We start from the raw sequence: 17,909 nt of genomic DNA on the forward strand, positions 1-17,909 counted from the left end.
TAGGTGTTGGGAAAGGCAAGGAGAAATATATGCAGAAGTTATGGCGTGTAATAAGTCTGGCTTTGTGTCTGTGCCTGCTGGGAACAGCCACAGCTATGGCGGCAGGTTATTCCTCTGTACGGCTGAAGGATGTGGCCAAGGTACAGGGGGTGCGCAGCAATCAGCTTATGGGCTATGGCCTGGTGGTAGGCCTGAATGGTACAGGTGATTCCAACAAAATGACTCAGACCATTCAATCCATTGGCAATATGATGCGGGAGTACGGTGTAGGTTTTGACACCAGTGGCTTGAAACCAAAGAATGTAGCTGCAGTTATTGTTACAGCTACCCTGCCTCCCTTTGTACGGGAGGGAGATACCATTGATATAACTGTTTCCTCTATGGGTGATGCCAAAAGCATTCAGGGTGGTACTCTGTTGCAGACTCCTTTGAAGGCTGGCAATGGCAATGTTTATGCCGTGGCTATGGGAGCTGTGTCCACAGGAGGTTTTTCTGCTGGCAAAGGCAACAACACTGCTCAGAAGAATTTTCCTACCGTAGGCACCACTCCTAATGGTGCTATTGTGGAGCATTCTGTGGAGGATGATGATTTAGCTCCTAATGGTGTTTTGTCCTGGTCTTTGACCAAGGCTGATTTTACTACAGCTAATAGAATTGCTCAGGCTATTAATGCTCAATATGGTGGTATTGCCAAGGCTGCTAATCCAGGCCGGGTGGATGTAGTCGTACCTGCCTACTATCGCAGCAATATTGTAGGCTTCATTTCTACTATGGAGGAGCTGATTGTTACCCCTGACAATATTGCCAAGGTTGTGGTTAATGAACGCACTGGCACCATTGTTATGGGCGGTGATGTGGCTGTGGACACCATTGCTATTACTCAGGGCGGTATTACTGTGGACATTGGCCGCAACTACGATGTGATTCAGCCACCACCATTTACTCATGGCAATACAGTGATTTTGCCACAGGATGATGTTAGTGTAAATGAGCAGAAGGGCAGTTCCATTGTGCTGCCAGCTACAGCCAATGTAAATGATATTGTAGGAGCCTTGAATTCTGTAGGCGCTACCCCAAGAGATATTATTTCCATCCTGCAGGCCATAAAAGCAGCAGGAGCATTGCATGCAGATTTGGAGCTGATTTAAGATGATGAATACAATTGGCGGTTTGGGGCTGTCAGCCAATATCATGGCTGATAAAGCTCAGAATAAGGCTCAGGTGGAAAAGGCAGAAGGCTTTGCCCAGGAGCTGTCCAAGGCTGAGAAGAATACTATGGATGATCCAGCCTATCAGAAAAAGCTGAAGGATGCCTGCCGTGGCTTCGAATCCATGTTTATGCAAATGATGTGGAAGGAAATGCGAGGTACCGTGCCAGAGAATGCACTCTTTGGGGAATCTCATGGAGAAAAGATTTTCAAGGATATGCTGGATACAGAAATGGTAGATCGCATGAGTGAGGCTGGGGGCTTAGGCTTGGCAGATATGATGTACAAGCAGCTGACAGCTCAGTATCAGGCCAAGAAGGATATGGCAGAGCGGGCTAGGGCTTCTATGGAAGCCAAAGGCCAGCATATAAATCTGCCTGGCTAACCAATTGCTGTGGATTTGGTGAAGAGGCTATCAGATGATAGTCTCTTTTCTTTGCATATATTATGGAGGTACTATGAAAAGACTTTTAATAAGTTGTCTGGCTGTTATGCTGCTGGTGGGGAATCTGTCCTCAGCTTGGGCTGCCAAGATGCCGGATTGGCTGCCGACAGGAGGCATAAGCACTTCACAGAATGTACTAAGCAATATTCGCTATGGGGATAATAATACCCGTTTGCGTATTGTACTGGATTTGAGTGCAGCTGCTAATTACAGTGTTAACAGAGAGAATAATGATACCAGATTGGTGGTTAATCTAAATAATATTGCTACGACCTTGCAGGGAGCACCTGCCCTGCGCAGCAATGCGGTTAAGGATATTATTCTAGGCACCTATGGCAGTGATACTGTTCAACTGATTGTGGATATGAAGGCACCTATGGAGGCCAAGGTATATACTATGGCCAATCCCAATAGGCTGGTTATTGATATTCAGAAGGAATATGAGGAAATGCAGCCCCGGCAGATTATGCCAGGCTTGAATTATACCCGTTATTTACGGGTGGATAACCGTGGTATGCTGACAGCCTATGTGCTGGAGGCAGATAGAAGCAAATTTGATTTACAGCTGGTGCTGGCAGGGGATAGCATTGCCTCTGGCCGTCAGAAGTTAAAGGCTATAGCATCTGCCCATCAGGCTGTGGCTGCTATTAATGGTGGTTATTTCGCCCTGGATGGCAGTTTGATTGGCAATACGAGAATTAATGGTCAGACGGCAGGAACCACCTATTTCGACAGGACATCTCTGGGCTTTATGCCAGATGGCACCTTGAAGCTGGCTACATCTCAATACTATGGGGTAGTAGAGATTGCTGGTCAGAAGGTGTATTTGTCAGGAGTAAATTGCCCTAGAGGAGAAAATAATACCATTCTGTATAATAGCCTTTTTGGCAATTATACTGGTACTAATGAATTTGGCAAGGAATATGTGGTGCAGAATGGCAAGGTCATAGCTATTAATCAGGCTAATAGCTTTATTCCTACAGATGCACAGGTGATTTCAGTGCATGGTACGGCTCAGGATGCCTTCGCCAAGGTTAGGATAGGAGATAAAATAAGCATTGGCGAAAATTTTGGCCCTGAGCTGGATAGTGCCTCTACCATTGTAGGTGCTGGCCCAGAACTGCTAAGAAATGGTCAGCTTCATGTTACGGCTGTGCAGGAGCAGTTTCCCTCTGATATTGCCAAGGGCAGAGCGCCTAGAACGGCTTTGGGCATCAAGGCTGATGGCAAAATTATTCTCATGGTTATAGATGGTCGTCAAAGCCATAGTATTGGTACTACCTTGACAGAAACAGCTCAGCTGCTGCAAAAATTTGGAGCAGTTAATGGCTTTAATCTGGATGGAGGCGGCTCCAGTGAAATGGTGCTGCAGGGACAGATTTTGAATAGTCCTTCTGATGGAGGTGAACGGCCTGTAGGCAGCGGTTTGATTTTGACAAGGCGATAATGAGGAATTTTTAGATGTATATGAGCAAAATACTTATTGCTATTATTTTTTTTTCGGCTATAATGGATATATTACCGATAAGCAAAAGTATTTTCGAGGTGAATTTTTTGAATAGATATATAGGAAAAATAAAAAAGGGTTTGGTGTCTCTGTGTTTGACTGGTGCCCTGCTGGTAAGCAGTGTGGCAGTGGCAGCCCTGCCAGAGATTATAGGGCTAAAGGAGCTGCAGCCTGGTATGTGGGGAACTGGCTATACTGTAATTGATGCCAGTGGAGAGATTCGCCCCTTTGATGTGCAGGTAGTGGGCATATTGGGAGATAATAGCAAAATGTCTGCCAAAAGAATCCTGGTTAATCTATCTGGACCTTTGATTGAGGAAACCGGGGGAGCCATTTCTGGCATGAGTGGCAGTCCCATTTATTTTAATGGCAGGTTGGCAGGCGCATTGTCTGCCGGCTACAAGGATATGTATCCTACCCAGCGGATTATGCTGACTCCTATTGAGGATATGCTGAAAATATGGGATTACCCAGATACTAGAAACAAAACCCGTATGCCCCAGCTGGATTTGGCTCAGATGAAGGCGGAGCGGGAAAAGTTCCAGGCTGACCAGGAGGCCAAGGCCAAGGAAGGCAAGGAGCCTGCTGAGGAAAAAGCTGCAGAGGAGGCTGTAGCGCAGTCCGAGGAACATGAGGAGCAGGCAGGAGCAGAAGCTCAGGATGAAGAAACAGTCACTGATGAAGAAGCAGCCACTAATGAAGAAGCAGCCACTAATGAAGAAGCAGAGGTGGAAAGTGGCAGTGAAGCTCCCTTAGAGCATAAAACTACTTATTTTGCTTCTGGTTTTGGTGCACAGGGCTTGAAGATGCTGCAGAGCAAAATGTCTCCTTTGGGGATTCAGGTAGATTATGATAATACCTGGGACAATGGAGTCTCCATGATGTCTGCTCGCCCTAATGCAGTTTTGCAGCCTGGTTCTCCTGTAGGTGTAGCCATGTCCATAGGTGACTTCACCTTTGGTTCCATGGGTACTGTTACAGCAGTGGATGGCAATAGGGTTTTGGCCTTTGGTCATTCCTATACCCATAGAGGCAATGTAAATTATTTTATGACAGACGCTGATGTTATCAGCACCATACATGGCCCCACCTCCGGTATGAAGCTGGGCAATGTACAGGGAATTATTGGCAGAGTCAATCAGGACAGACAGGATGGCATAGGCGGTATTTTAGGCCAGTTCCCTCAGACTGTGCCTGTGATTGTTACAGTTCATGACAAGGATACAGGTCGGGAGATAACCTATAATACTATGGTAGCCTACGATGAAGAGGTACTGGCGGCACTGGCACCAGTAGTAGTATACAGCTCTATTAATACCACTCTTGATCGACAGGATGCTTCCACTGCCAGCTTGCAGTTTTCTCTGCGAAGCAGCTATGGCAAGGATGGTCTGATTAGCCGTCGCAATATGTTTTATGATGATGGGGATGTGGCCAAGGTTGCGGTAACAGAGCTGAATGATATATTGGCGGTTATTCTGGGCAACAAGGAAAAGGAAGCAGATATGCTGGATCTTAAGGTGGATGTAACCATTGATAAGGGCCGCAAAACTGCTACCTTGGTATCTGCTGTGCCTAGCAAGCAGGAGGTAGTGCCAGGAGAGGAAATTACCTTTGATACCACCATCAAGCCTTATCGTGGGGAAAAGATAAAGCTGTCTGTACCATATAAGGTGCCTGAGCATCAGCAGCCAGGCCAGTTGGCTCTAGATGTACACGGTGGTGGTCTGGTTAATGTAGCAAAAATCCTGCTGGCTCAGCAGCAGGCCGCTGAGGCAGGTGCCAAGCCTGCTGAGGAAGAGCCTACAGTAGATGTTCAGCTGCAGAATATGCTGTCCAGCAATTGCAATAATGATATTGTCATTGAATCTACAGTAGAAGTGCCTCAGAACGATGCAGAGCTGAAGGAAAGTATTCGTCAGGCTCAGAAATTGGCCAAGGAGTTAGCTAAGAATCCCCAGGCCGTCAAGAAACCTAATCAAAAACCTGTAGTCAATAAGCTGGCTACTGATTATATTATTGAAAATGTTATTCATACCAGCGTTAAGGTGCTGGAGAAAAAATAGTTTACTTCCATAAGTAAAGAGGCTGTCCAATTTCAGTTAATTTTCACATAATTTTACTATGATTGTGCATGGTATTATGGCTGAAATTTTGGGACAGCCTTTTAAATTTTGTTTTTTCCTGCTAAAATAGAAGGTAGTTTGGAATTATATGGAGGAAAACACAATATGTTTATCCGATTTTTGGAATATATAGGCAGTTGGGTGCTGAAGCTGTTATTTTTGGTGGGGGATATGACCTTGCTGCTTTGGGAAATCTTCAAGCAGCTGCCCAAAAAGCTGCGGCCTAAGCATATTCTGCAGCAGATGTCCCATCTAGGAGTAGATACCCTGCCTATTGTGTCTTTGACACTTTTATTTACGGGTATGGTTATGACCTTGCAGATGGCAGGAGAAATGATTCAATTTGGTGCCGAGTCTACCGTAGGCGGCGTTATTGCTATTGCCACTGGTAGAGAGCTGGGGCCGGTGCTGGTCGGTGTAGTAACCGCTGGACGGGTTGGTTCTGCCATGACAGCGGAAATCAGTACCATGAAGGTAACAGAGCAGATAGATGCCTTGCGCTGTATGGCTGTAAATCCAGTGGGCTATCTAGCTGGCCCAAGGATGCTGGCCTGTATGGTTATGGTGCCCTTACTGACAGTATATGGCAATTTGATTAGTGTCTTGGGTGGCTGGCTGGTGTCCAAAGAATATTTTGGCATCTCCAATTATGTATATTGGCATTCCATTGAGCAGTATGCAGATGGAGCTGATTTTTCTGGTGGTCTTATCAAGGCTGTGGTTTTTGGCATGGTAATTGCTACAGTAGGCTGTTACTATGGCATGAGGGCACCAGAGGGGGCTCAGGGTGTAGGTATGGCTACCACTCGTTCTGTGGTTACCTCTATTATTATCATTTTCTTGTTGAACGTGATTTTGTCCTGGATGCTTTATTAATAAAGGATAGAGAACTATATGATTAGAATAGAAAATGTTTGTAAAAGCTTTGGCGAAAAGCAGGTTCTCAAAAATATAAATATGGAAATCCGTGAGGGAGAAACCTTGGCTATTATAGGTGGCTCCGGTTCTGGTAAAAGTACCCTGCTAAGGCTCCTTATTGGTTTGGATAGGCCTACCAGTGGCGAAATCTACATTATGGGACAGGCTATTTCCCATATGCAGGAGGCAGAGCTGGATAAACTGCGGATGAATATGGGCATGGTTTTTCAGTATTCTGCTCTCTTTGATTCCATGACAGTGGGGGAGAATGTGGCCTTTGGCCTGCGGGAGCATACGGATTTGTCTGAGGAGGAAATTCAGACTATTGTAGCCCGCAAGCTGGAGCAGGTTGGCTTGCCAGGGATTCAATCCACCATGCCAGGAGAACTGTCTGGTGGTATGAAAAAGCGAGTGGGGCTGGCTAGAGCCATAGCCTTTGACCCCAAGATTATTTTTTATGATGAGCCTAGCTCTGGTCTTGATCCTATTACTACAGTGAAGATTGATGAGCTGATGAAGGAAACTCAGAAAAAGCAAAAGGCTACCAGTGTGGTAGTTACCCATGATATGGTTAGTGCCTGCAATATTGCAGATAGAATAGCCATGATTTATGAAGGGGAGCTAATAGCAATAGATACAGTGCAGAATTTCTGTCATATCAAGGATGAAAGAGTGCAGAGCTTTATGCAGCGTATGTACATGGGAAGGGAGCAAGCAGAATGAAGTTGGAAGCCAAGGTAGGAGCCTTTACCCTGCTGGGATTGGGACTGCTGATTGCTATCATGGTAATGCTTAGTGGCATAAAGCTAGGTGGCAGTCAGGGCTATAGCCTTAGCATAGGATTTCCTCAGGCCGTGGGACTGACCTCCGGCAATGATGTATGCTATGCCGGTGTGGCTGTAGGCAAGGTAGATAGTGTGGAGCCATCTGGTGTTGGGGTAGTGGCTGCTGTGCATATAGACAGCCAGGTAAAGATTCCTCGTAAATCCACTGTAATTGTTACTGCCAATGGTGTTATGGGAGGCAAGTTTATCAATATTGTGCCAGATAAGGATGCCAATTTTGAGGATTGCTATGGGCCAGGGGATTTTATCTATGGTTTGCAGGAGACTACTATGGATGATATGATGGCCAATATGAATAATGCTGTTTTGAAGGTACAAACACTGCTGGATTCCATGAATCAGCTATTGGGAGATAAGGATACTCAGCAGGCTTTGAAGGAAGTATCCATAAATATGCGCAATATTACTGCCAACATAGATAGCCTGACAGCAACCTTGGCCAATATGGCTCAGGTTAATCAGGGAGATATTCGCCAGATGGCTCAGAATTTGAATCACATGACAGGCAGCCTGATGCGGACTGCTGATAGTTTGGAGGTTTTGGTAGCAACATTTAATGGCAATGGAGAAACCGGAGCTAATTTGAGGGAGGCTATTGCTAATCTTTCTGCCACCAGCAAGCGCATTGATAATATGGCCGCTTCCCTGGAGGGAGTAGTAACAGATCCTCAGGTGGCTGATGATTTGAAGGCTACTCTGCATAATGTACGCAATGTTAGTCAGCGGGCTGACGATATGATGAATACCGTTTCGAATATTGAGGTTAATGCTGGCTTGGAAACCATGTACAGTGGCAAGGAAGATCGCTGGCAGACTAATATGGGGGTGGATATCCGCCCTACAGAAAATAGCCTGCTAAGATTGGGCCTGAATGATATTGGAGAGGACAATCACTTCAATCTACAGGGCGGTATGTACAATGGCAGTCTAGGGGCGAGAGCCGGAGTTATTGATGGCAAAGCTGGTTTGGGCTTGGATATGGGGGGCAACAAGCTGCAGCTGTCTGTAGATGGCTATGACCCCAATGATTTCAAGCTGAAATCCCGTTTGCAGTATGAAATTGCCAAGGATACCTATATTTTTACCCAGGTTAATGATATAAATAAAGCTGATACCAGAGCAACATATTTCGGTCTGCGCCGAAGCTTTTAGTATAAATGGTTGATAGATGTATATGTAGGAGGAAATGAAGTTGAAAAAGAATTATATGAAAAAGCTGACAGCCCTTGTGCTGGGCGGTTTGATGACCACAACTATGGCAAGTGCCGCTATGGCAGAGTCTGTGGACATGACCTTGGAGGAAAGTGTTCGTACTGCCTTGGATAATAACTACAGCATCAAACAGCAGGAGGCTGAATACGATAGTGCTGTATGGGCCCGCCATCAGGCTCGCCGCAGCTTTGGCCCTACTGTGAACTGGCAGAGCACAGCTACCAAGATGGGTGGCAAATACAACGATAAGCTGAGTTTGAGCCGTAACTATGGCAATACTCTTAGCCTGACCATGCCTATTTATACCGGCGGTCAGCTGGAGGGTGCCATCAAGGCAGCAGATTTGGCTATGAATGCCAATGAGCTGGGGTTGGAGCTTTCCAAGCAGAAGGTAAAGGCTGCCACCATGAGTGCTTACTATCAGGCTTTGCAGGCCAAGAATCAGATTAAGGTAGCTCAGGATTCCGTAAATACCCTGACTGAACATCTGAAAAATGTTAATGCTCAGTACACTGTAGGTACAGTAGCTAAATCCGATGTGCTGGGAACTCAGGTGCAGATGGCCAATGCAGAGCAGAATCTCATTAATGCCAAGAATAGCTATGATGTGGCTATTGCCAGCCTGAACAACGTTATGGGACTGCCTACTGATACAGAGCTGAATCTTACCGATAGTCTGGATTACAATGTTTATGAGATTCCTTTGGAAGAGTGCACTGCCTATGCCCGCAGCAACCGCCCTGATGTGCTGATAGCAGATTATCAGGTGGCTATTGCTGAGGCTGGGGTACAGCAGGCTAAAGCTGGCTATATGCCAAAGGTAAGTGCTCAGGCCTCCAAGAGCTGGGCTGGTGATTCTCCATTTGGTTCCGAGGAAACTGACCCGCGTTATCAGAATAACAATAATTGGACTGCTGGTGTGGTAGTGTCCTGGGATATTTGGGACAATAATGTTACCCAGTCCAAGGTAAACCAGTCTAAGGCTGCTGTAGCCAAGGCTGAGGCTGCTGCGGAGAATACCCGTCAGTCTGGTGATTTGGAGGTTCGTACTGCTTATCTGAATCTGAAGGCTGCGGAGAAGAGCATTAATACTACCCAGGTTGCTGTGGATAAGGCTCAGGAGGATTATAAGATTGCCCAGGTTCGCTATGCGGCTGGTGTAGGTACCAATCTGGATGTTATGGATGCCGAGGAAAAGCTGGCTCAGGCTCAGACCAATTATTATACTGCCCTCTATAACTATAATTCCAGCAAGGCTGCTCTGGATAAGGCTATGGGCATTATGGTTGACCTGGATGTTAGCAAGCTGGCTCTGCCACAGGAAGCTGCTAAGTAAATCTTGACAGATAGATGATTTTTTGTTAAACTGATATGGCTATGGAGAGGTGTCCGAGTGGTTTAAGGAGCTGGTCTTGAAAACCAGTGATGTCGCAAGGCACCGTGGGTTCGAATCCCACCCTCTCCGCCATAGAGAAATTAAAAGGACTGCCGAGGCAGTCCTTTTTTGTGCGTAATTTTAAAGGCCATACCAGCAATAGAAGCAGGCATGGCCTTGGAAATTTAAGTTATTTTTTGCAGTGTTGTACGAAATGTTCAATGCGGGCAATGGCCTCAGAAATTTTGGTTACGGAGGTGGCATAGGAACAGCGTACATAGCCCTCGCCACACTGACCAAAGGCAGTACCTGGTACCAGTGCCACATGCTCCTTCATAAGAAGCTGTTCGGCAAATTCCTCAGAGGTAAGGCCGGTGGAGGTTATATCTGGGAAGATATAGAAGGCTCCCTTTGGCTCAAAGCACTTCAGGCCAGCATTGGTAAGACCATCATAAATAAGGCGGCGGCGCTTGTCGTATTCAGAAACCATTTTCTTCATGTATTTCTCACCGTGACGAAGAGCCTCTACCGCAGCAATCTGGGCGGTAATAGGAGCACACAGCATGGTGTACTGATGTATCTTGGTCATGGCAGAAATAATGGCCGGGTTGGACATAGCATAGCCAATGCGCCAGCCAGTCATGGCATAGGCCTTGGAGAAGCCATTGAGAAGAATAGTTCTATCCTTCATACCAGGCAGACCAGCAAAGCATACATGGCGTTCCCCGCCATAGGTCAGGTCACCATAGATTTCATCGGAAATAACAATCAAATCGTGTTCCTGGGCAAATTTGGCAATATCCATCAGCTGTTCCTTGGTGAGAATAGCACCAGTAGGATTGTTAGGATAGCCAATGAGGAGAGCCTTGGTTTTGTTGGTAACATGAGCCTCCAAATCTGCTGGGGTAATGCTGAAATTATTTTCGATTTTGGCTGGTACAGCTACAGCTACAGCACCGGCTAGGGAAGCACAGGCCTTGTAGGAAACGTAGCAAGGTTCTGGGATAAGAATCTCATCCCCAGGAGTGAGAATAGCCCGCATGGCAATATCCAGGGCTTCACTGACACCTACTGTAACCAGTACATTGGTCTTGGGATCATAGTCAATATTGAAATTGCGCTTCTGCAGGGCGCAGATTTCCTCTCGCAGTTCCCAAAGACCACGGTTGGCAGTATAGGAGGTATAGCCCTGCTCCAGACCGTAGACACAGCTTTCTCGAATGGACCAAGGAGTAACAAAATCCGGCTCTCCTACGCCTAGAGAAATAACATCCTCCATTTCGGCAGCAATATCAAAAAAACGTCGAATACCAGATGGAGGTATAGCCTGTACTACAGGAGAAATTCTTTTCTGCCAATCTATATTTTCTGTCATGGAGTCATCACCAGCCTTCGATCTTGTTCCTTATCCTCAATAATAATGCCATCCTTTTTGTATGACTTCAGCATAAAATGACTGCGAGTCTGGGTAACCCCTTCAATGGTGGACAAGCGGGTAGCTACGAAATTAGCCACATCCTGTAGGGATTTACCCTCAATGATTACCAGCAGGTCAAAGCTGCCAGACATGAGATAAACAGTTCGTACTTCGTCAAAGCGATAGATGCGTTCCGCAATGGCATCAAATCCTGTCTCTCTCTGAGGGGTAAGATTTACCTCGATAATGGAGGTTACGGTGTCGCTGCCGGTTTTTTCCCAGTTAATCAGGGTGTTGTAGCTTAGGATAATCTTGTCCTGCTCCAGCTGACGCATCTGCTGTTCAACCTCATATTCGCTGCGGTGCAGCATGGCCGCCAGCTCACCGGCTGGCCGACGGGCATCATGTTCCAAAAGCTCTAACAATTCACGCATTTTTCATCGCTCCTTTTTTCAATAGTATTAATCTTTATACCATATAAAAGAAAAAATTGCAAATGAAAAGAAAAAGATTAATCTTTTGAGAAGAAAATATATTAAATTATATTGATTTATCCTAGAATTTCTGCAAAATATTTTTCCTTGTAATTTACCTCTGATATAATTTGCATAATATGGGATTTTTGTATAAAATATCCTTGGTATAGTCTTTTTTTTGGAGATGATGGAAAAGGTTTTCCAAAGGAGTAGATGAAATTGATTATTGGAAATATGAAGGAGGCAGCTTCCGGCTTTGGCAGATACCCAGAGGCCGTTAGAGAAGCATTGGAGTTTCTTCGCAGCCATGATTTTACCACCATGGAGGATGGTAAATATCCCATTCATGGTGAGGACAGCGTGGCGATTCTACAGAGATACGAAACCAGAGAGCCAGATAGCGGCAAGCCAGAGGCCCATCGTCGTTATGTAGATGTTCAGTATATTGTCAGCGGTCGGGAGGAAATGGGCTGGTGTCCTATGAGTCCTGAGCTGAAGGTATGCGATCCTTATGACCAGGAGAAGGATATTGTTTTCTTTGATAATTTGATTCCTATCAGCGGCATCGAATTAGCAGCAGGAGATTTTGCTGTGCTTTATCCCACCGATGTGCATCGGCCTTGTGGTTCACCAGAGGGAGGCCCGCAACAGGTTACCAAGGTGGTAGTAAAAATTGCCATAGACCATATGAGATAATATTAGCTAGCTTTGTTTTTTTATTATAGATATTGGAGGCAGATCAATGAGTGTAAGAAGAATTTTTGTGGAAAAGCGTCAGGGCTTCTTTGACATCCCCGCCCAGCAGCTGCATGACGACTTGGTAGAGAGCTTCAGACTGTCCGGGCTGAAGGCTGTCCGCCTGTTCAATCGTTATGATATTGAGGGCCTTAGCGATGAGGAATACGCCCAGGTAAAGGCTGTCGTTTTCTCTGAACCTCCTGTGGATGTGGTTTATGAAGAGGAGCTGCCAACCTTCCCAAATTCTACCATGTTTGCAGTGGAATATCTGCCAGGCCAGTATGACCAGACCGCAGATTCTGCTGCTCAGTGCGTACAGTTGGTAACTCAGAAGGAGCGTCCAAAAATTGCTACAGCCAGAGTTGTAGTTCTGGTAGGGGATGTTTCTGCTGCAGATGTGGAGAAAATCAAGAACTACTATATTAACGCAGTAGAAAGCCGTGAGGCTTCCATGGCAAAGCCAGAGACTCTGGATATGAACTTCCAGGCTCCAGCTGATGTAGAGCTGCTGGAGGGCTTTACCACTATGGATGAGGCTGCTCTCCATGCTTTCATGGATGCCAGAGGTTTTGCCATGAGCTTTGAGGATCTGAAATTCTGTCAGGAGTATTTCAGAGATACTGAGAAGCGGGATCCAACCATTACCGAAATCCGGGTAATTGATACCTACTGGTCAGACCATTGCCGTCATACTACCTTTACCACAGCTGTAGATTTGGTGGATATTGAGGATGGCTATTATGCAGAACCTATCCGCAAGGCTTATGATCAGTATTTGGCAGATAGAAAGGATCTCTATGCTGGCCAGAATCGTGATGTTACCCTGATGGATCTGGCTGTTATTGGCATGAAGGCACTGCGGAAGCAGGGCAAGCTGGAGGATTTGGACAAGTCCGAGGAAATCAACGCTTGCAGCATTGTGGTTAATGCAGATATTGGTGGCAAAAATGAGGAATGGCTGGTTATGTTCAAGAACGAAACCCATAACCATCCTACTGAGATTGAGCCATTTGGTGGCGCTGCTACCTGTCTGGGCGGTGCTATCCGCGATCCATTGTCTGGCCGTTCCTATGTATATCAGGCCATGCGTGTTACCGGCGCGGCAGATCCACGCCGTCCTATTAGCGAAACCCTGAAGGGCAAGCTGCCACAGAAGAAGATTACTCTGGGGGCAGCAGCAGGCTATAGCTCCTATGGTAATCAGATTGGCTTGGCTACTGGTCAGGTTTCCGAGGTATATCATGAGGGCTTCCTGGCTAAGCGTATGGAGATTGGTGCTGTTATTGCAGCTGCACCAAAGGTAAATGTAGTTCGTGAAGTTCCTACCACTGAGGATGTTATTGTGCTGGTAGGCGGTCGTACCGGCCGTGATGGCTGTGGCGGTGCTACTGGTTCTTCCAAGGAGCATACTCTGGAGTCCTTGACTGCCTGCGGTGCAGAGGTTCAGAAGGGTAATCCTCCTACTGAGCGGAAGATTCAGCGCTTGTTCCGCAATGCAGAAATCAGCCGTATGATTAAGCGTTGCAACGACTTTGGTGCAGGCGGTGTTTCTGTTGCTATTGGCGAGCTGACTGATGGCCTGGTAATAGACTTAGATGCTGTTAAGAAGAAGTACGAGGGCTTGGACGGTACTGAGCTGGCAATTTCCGAGTCTCAGGAGCGTATGGCCGTTGTTATTAACAAGAAGGATGTAGAAGCATTCTGCAAGGCTGCTGATGAGGAGAATCTGGAAACCGCTGTGGTAGCTGTTGTTACAGATAACCGTCGTCTGGTTATGAACTGGCGCCAGAATACCATTGTAAACCTGAGCCGTGATTTCTTGGATACCAATGGTGTCAAGCAGCATATCAATGTAGTTGTGGAAACTCCTGCTAAGGAGACTTGCTATTTAGACCATATTCCTGGCAAGGTAGCCGCTTTGGCTCCTGATTTGGAGAAAGCATGGCTGGAGAACTTGAAGGATTTGAATGTATGCAGCCAGAAGGGCTTGGCTGAGCGCTTTGACTCCTCCATTGGCGGTAACAGCGTTCTTATGCCTTTCGGTGGCAAGAACCAGCTGACTCCTACTGAGGGTATGGTGGCTAAGCTGCCTGTTATTGGGGCAGAAACCACTACAGCTACTGCTATGACCTATGGTTACAATCCATATCTCATGGAGTGGAGCCCATTCCACGGTGCTATGTATGCTGTTATTGAGTCTGTAGCCAAGATGGTAGCTCTGGGCGGTCGTGCGGATAAGATTCGCCTGACCTTCCAGGAGTATTTTGAGAGCCTGGGAACTGATAGCAGAAAGTGGGGCCGTCCATTTGCTGCTTTGCTGGGTGCTCTTTGGGCACAGCATCAGCTGGAGATTCCTGCCATTGGCGGTAAGGACTCCATGTCTGGTACCTTTATGGATTTGACTGTTCCACCAACTCTGACCTCCTTTGCTGTGGATGTTATGAAGGCAGATAATGCCCTTTCTCCTGAGTTTAAGGTGGCTGGCAGCAAGGTTTATTATGTACCAATGCCAAAGGACAAGCTGGCAATGCCTGATTTCCGCAAGCTGCGGGATACCTACGAGAAGGTAAGCAATTTCATTGCTGCCAAGAAGGTATTTGCTGCTTCCAGTGTTCGTATGGGTGGTACTGCTGCTGCTATTACCAAGATGTGTCTGGGTAACGGCATTGGCTTCCGCTTCAATACCAAGCCATCTATGGAGGATTTGTTCAAGGCTGACTACGGTGCTTTGATTCTGGAGGTTGCTCCTGATTCCGATATTAAGGAGGCCTTGGCTGGTACTGGCTGCTATGAGCTGGGTACTACTACTCAGAATAGCAATATTGTGGCTGGTGAGGCTGTTATTGGCTTTGCTGAGGCTAAGAAGGCTTATACCTCTCCATTGGAGAAGATTTTCCCAACCAAGGTAAAGGTAGGGGAGAAGAAAACTGCCAGCGAGTATATCTACACTGGTGGCAATAGAGTTACGCCAAAGGTTGGCATCGCCAAGCCAAAGATTTTCATTCCTGTATTCCCAGGCACTAACTGTGAATATGATACTGCCAGAGCTTTCAGCAGAGCAGGCGGCGATCCAGAGACCTTGGTTATCCGCAACCTGACTCCACAGGCTGTAGAGGAGTCTGTAGAGGCTATTGTTAAGGGTATCAAGGCATCCCAGATTGTTATGCTGCCAGGTGGCTTTAGTGGCGGTGATGAGCCAGATGGTTCCGGCAAGTTTATTGCAGCTATGTTCCGTAACCCTCGTATCAAGGAGGCTGTTCATGAGCTGCTGCAGAAGCGGGATGGTCTGATGCTGGGTATCTGTAATGGCTTCCAGGCTTTGATTAAGCTGGGCTTGGTTCCATACGGTGAGATTCGGGATCTGGATGCTGCTTCTCCAACTCTGACTCACAATCAGATTGGCCGTCATGCTTCCTGCATGGTTCGCACCAAGGTTGTATCCAATCTGTCTCCTTGGTTCAACAATGTACGTCCTGGTGATGTATTCACTATTCCTATTTCTCATGGTGAGGGACGCTTCTTTGCTGACAAGGAGGTTGTGGCTAAGCTGAGAATTAACGGTCAGATTGCTACTCAGTATGTTAATGAGGAAGGCAATCCTACTATGGAGATGCCATTTAATCCTAATGGCTCCATCAATGCTATTGAGGGTATTACCAGCCCTGATGGCCGTGTATTGGGCAAGATGGGCCACTCCGAGCGTATCGGTGGCTCTGTAGCTATGAATGTACCAGGTGAACAGGATCAGAAGATCTTCGAAGCTGGTGTAGCATATTACAAGCTGTAAGCATTAAATTGAATTAACTAAGAAACCGCAATCGGTCTGGATAAGGTGTCAGTGCCTATCAAGGTCTGGTTGCGGTTTTTTGTTGCCAATTTATCTTTTTGTATGTTGCATTTTGCTGAAGGCGGTATGTAAATTGCTATTAATAATTGTGTTGATGTGATAAAATTTATGGTGAAGGTGGTGTTATTATGTGCAGGATGCCAATAGGAATAGATGATTTCAGAATGCTCAGGGAGGAAGATTATTATTTTGTCGATAAGACGCATTTTATCAAATCGCTGATAGATTATCATGCACAGGTGACATTAATCACTAGGCCGAGAAGGTTCGGCAAGACATTGATGCTCAGCATGCTGCAGGAGTTTTTCGATATAAATGCTGCAGGCGGCAATTTGTTTGATGGTTTGAAGATAGTCCAAGCCGGAGATTTTTATACGAAAAAGCAGGGTAAATATCCTGTGATTTTTATTTCCCTGAAAGATATGGGGGTAGGAAATTTTAAGAAAACTATGTGCATGCTGCGGGCTATGCTGTCTGATTTATATAAACAGTTTTCCTTTTTGCTGGAAGCTGATGTTTTGTCTGAGGATGAAAAAGGGTATTTTGAGAAGATTAAGCAGGCCGATGAATATATGGTGGCAGAGTTTGCCATGAGTCTAAGCCGCCTGTCAGAGTATTTGTGCCGCTATTATGGCGTAAAGCCAATTGTGCTGATTGATGAGTATGATGCACCGGTGCAGTATGCCTGGGAGCATGGATTTTATGATGAAATGATTGTATGTATGCGGCCATTTTATAGTAAATTGTTGAAGTCGAACAAGAATTTGGAGTTTGCAGTGCTGACAGGGGTGCTGCGTGTGACGAAAGAGAGCATTTTCAGTGGCTTGAATAATCTGCATGTATGCTCGGTGTTGGAAAATGATTATGGTGATGTTTTTGGCTTTACACCTGATGAGGTGCAGGGAATTGCTGCACAGCTTGACAGAGAGGATAAGCTGCCGGAACTGAAAGAGTGGTATGACGGCTATTTGTTTGGCGGCAAGGAAATATATAATCCCTGGTCAGTCATAAAGTATTTTCAAAATGATTGCAAGCTGGGGGCCTATTGGGTAAATACATCGGAAAATGGCATTATCAAATATCTGTTGCAGGATTTGGACGGCGGCAGCCGGGCGGAACTGCAGCATTTACTGGAGGGCGGCAATGTGGCCAAGCCTTTGCAGGAAGGCGTGGTATATACCGATATTGGCAGGAACAGGGATGATTTGTATACCATGTTGCTGACAACCGGCTATTTGAAGGTCATGGGGGAAGAAATCGATATGTTCGGGCGTGTAGTTGAGATGGCGATTCCCAACAAGGAAATTTATACTTTATTTGCACGTGAAGTTATGCAGTATATGAACGGATACCGAGGCACAAGTGAGCTGAGGAACATGTTGCAGGCCATGCTGACAGGGAATGCGGAAGTCTTTGAGGCGGAATTGTCGAGATTGTTGCGCAATCTGGTCAGCTATCACGATACGGCCAATGGTGAAAGTTTTTATCATGGCTTAATGCTGGGAATGTGCGTCTTGCTGCGTGACAGGTATATCGTAAAATCCAACTGGGAGAGTGGCTACGGACGGTTTGATTTGGCCCTTGTGCCTCGCAATAAAAATGTCTGCGGCGTACTGCTGGAGTTTAAAAAAGCTGATAATAAGGCGGACCTGCCAGCAAAGGCGGAAGCGGCAGCAGAACAGATTGAAAGCCGGGAATATGCTGTTATGTTTTCTGAGCAGGATATTGACAAGGTATGGAAATACGGTGTGGCTTTTTGTGGCAAACATGTCTGTCTAAGAAGATATTAACTAAA

13 protein-coding genes and 1 tRNA gene are annotated in these 17,909 nt (G+C 46.2%); 12 read left to right on the top strand and 2 right to left on the bottom strand.

What is annotated here, in order from left to right; all coding sequences use genetic code 11:
- The first annotated feature begins 29 nt into the window (after positions 1-29).
- The 9 genes from I6E26_RS02375 (at position 30) to I6E26_RS02415 (ending at position 9,729) form a co-directional block, all read left to right on the top strand.
- On the top strand, positions 30-1,148 hold the full coding sequence (locus I6E26_RS02375) for a flagellar basal body P-ring protein FlgI (RefSeq protein WP_235320233.1): 1,119 nt from the start codon (positions 30-32) through the stop codon (positions 1,146-1,148).
- Position 1,149: 1 nt separating this feature from the next.
- Positions 1,150-1,593 (top strand): rod-binding protein, encoded by a 444-nt coding sequence (locus I6E26_RS02380; protein ID WP_235320234.1) that lies wholly within the window; start codon positions 1,150-1,152, stop codon positions 1,591-1,593.
- Between the two features lie 73 nt (positions 1,594-1,666).
- Complete coding sequence (locus tag I6E26_RS02385; RefSeq protein WP_235320235.1) at positions 1,667-3,100, top strand: phosphodiester glycosidase family protein; 1,434 nt, start codon at positions 1,667-1,669, stop codon at positions 3,098-3,100.
- Between the two features lie 107 nt (positions 3,101-3,207).
- A complete protein-coding gene (locus I6E26_RS02390; protein WP_235320236.1) occupies positions 3,208-5,226 on the top strand; it encodes a SpoIVB peptidase S55 domain-containing protein in 2,019 nt (672 codons plus the stop codon).
- A 165-nt stretch (positions 5,227-5,391) separates the two neighbouring features.
- Entirely contained in the window at positions 5,392-6,162 is a 771-nt protein-coding gene (locus I6E26_RS02395; protein WP_235320237.1) for an MlaE family ABC transporter permease, read from the top strand.
- Positions 6,163-6,180: 18 nt separating this feature from the next.
- Entirely contained in the window at positions 6,181-6,927 is a 747-nt protein-coding gene (locus I6E26_RS02400; protein ID WP_235320238.1) for an ABC transporter ATP-binding protein, read from the top strand.
- Positions 6,924-8,201 (top strand): MlaD family protein, encoded by a 1,278-nt coding sequence (locus I6E26_RS02405; RefSeq protein ID WP_235320239.1) that lies wholly within the window; start codon positions 6,924-6,926, stop codon positions 8,199-8,201. Before I6E26_RS02400 ends, I6E26_RS02405 begins: the two co-directional genes overlap by 4 nt.
- A gap of 34 nt (positions 8,202-8,235) precedes the next feature.
- On the top strand, positions 8,236-9,597 hold the full coding sequence (locus I6E26_RS02410) for a TolC family protein (RefSeq protein WP_235320240.1): 1,362 nt from the start codon (positions 8,236-8,238) through the stop codon (positions 9,595-9,597).
- A gap of 43 nt (positions 9,598-9,640) precedes the next feature.
- Positions 9,641-9,729: transfer RNA gene (locus tag I6E26_RS02415), tRNA-Ser, on the top strand.
- A 97-nt stretch (positions 9,730-9,826) separates the two neighbouring features.
- On the opposite strand, the gene I6E26_RS02420 is transcribed toward I6E26_RS02415, so the two are convergent.
- Both I6E26_RS02420 and I6E26_RS02425 read right to left on the bottom strand, forming a co-directional pair.
- Positions 9,827-11,011, bottom strand: coding sequence for an aminotransferase class I/II-fold pyridoxal phosphate-dependent enzyme (locus I6E26_RS02420; RefSeq protein WP_235320241.1), 1,185 nt, complete (start codon positions 11,009-11,011; stop codon positions 9,827-9,829).
- Positions 11,008-11,487 carry an Lrp/AsnC family transcriptional regulator gene (locus I6E26_RS02425; protein ID WP_235320242.1) on the bottom strand — a complete coding sequence of 160 codons (480 nt, stop codon included), beginning with the start codon at positions 11,485-11,487 and terminating at the stop codon, positions 11,008-11,010. Before I6E26_RS02425 ends, I6E26_RS02420 begins: the two co-directional genes overlap by 4 nt.
- Positions 11,488-11,748: 261 nt before the next feature.
- Here I6E26_RS02425 and I6E26_RS02430 point away from each other — a divergent pair, with 261 nt between their 5' ends.
- The 3 genes from I6E26_RS02430 (at position 11,749) to I6E26_RS02440 (ending at position 17,904) form a co-directional block, all read left to right on the top strand.
- Positions 11,749-12,225, top strand: a complete 477-nt coding sequence (locus I6E26_RS02430; RefSeq protein WP_235320243.1) for a YhcH/YjgK/YiaL family protein — start codon at positions 11,749-11,751, stop codon at positions 12,223-12,225.
- A 46-nt stretch (positions 12,226-12,271) separates the two neighbouring features.
- Positions 12,272-16,054, top strand: coding sequence for a phosphoribosylformylglycinamidine synthase (locus tag I6E26_RS02435; RefSeq protein ID WP_235320244.1), 3,783 nt, complete (start codon positions 12,272-12,274; stop codon positions 16,052-16,054).
- Between the two features lie 188 nt (positions 16,055-16,242).
- Positions 16,243-17,904: an AAA family ATPase gene (locus I6E26_RS02440; RefSeq protein ID WP_235320245.1), complete on the top strand. Its 1,662-nt coding sequence runs from the start codon at positions 16,243-16,245 to the stop codon at positions 17,902-17,904.
- Positions 17,905-17,909 lie beyond the last annotated feature (5 nt).

The organism is Anaerovibrio lipolyticus, from assembly GCF_021531495.1.
Lineage (GTDB): Bacteria > Bacillota > Negativicutes > Selenomonadales > Selenomonadaceae > Anaerovibrio.

Bases quoted from the DNA above. Each gene is read 5' to 3' on its own strand.
- I6E26_RS02375 (WP_235320233.1), top strand. From the start codon at position 30: ATGCAGAAGTTATGGCGTGTAATAAGTCTGGCTTTGTGTCTGTGCCTG.
- I6E26_RS02380 (WP_235320234.1), top strand. From the start codon at position 1,150: ATGATGAATACAATTGGCGGTTTGGGGCTGTCAGCCAATATCATGGCT.
- I6E26_RS02385 (WP_235320235.1), top strand. From the start codon at position 1,667: ATGAAAAGACTTTTAATAAGTTGTCTGGCTGTTATGCTGCTGGTGGGG.
- I6E26_RS02395 (WP_235320237.1), top strand. From the start codon at position 5,392: ATGTTTATCCGATTTTTGGAATATATAGGCAGTTGGGTGCTGAAGCTG.
- I6E26_RS02400 (WP_235320238.1), top strand. From the start codon at position 6,181: ATGATTAGAATAGAAAATGTTTGTAAAAGCTTTGGCGAAAAGCAGGTT.
- I6E26_RS02405 (WP_235320239.1), top strand. From the start codon at position 6,924: ATGAAGTTGGAAGCCAAGGTAGGAGCCTTTACCCTGCTGGGATTGGGA.
- I6E26_RS02410 (WP_235320240.1), top strand. From the start codon at position 8,236: ATGAAGTTGAAAAAGAATTATATGAAAAAGCTGACAGCCCTTGTGCTG.
- I6E26_RS02420 (WP_235320241.1), bottom strand. From the start codon at position 11,011: ATGACAGAAAATATAGATTGGCAGAAAAGAATTTCTCCTGTAGTACAG.
- I6E26_RS02425 (WP_235320242.1), bottom strand. From the start codon at position 11,487: ATGCGTGAATTGTTAGAGCTTTTGGAACATGATGCCCGTCGGCCAGCC.
- I6E26_RS02435 (WP_235320244.1), top strand. From the start codon at position 12,272: ATGAGTGTAAGAAGAATTTTTGTGGAAAAGCGTCAGGGCTTCTTTGAC.
- I6E26_RS02440 (WP_235320245.1), top strand. From the start codon at position 16,243: ATGTGCAGGATGCCAATAGGAATAGATGATTTCAGAATGCTCAGGGAG.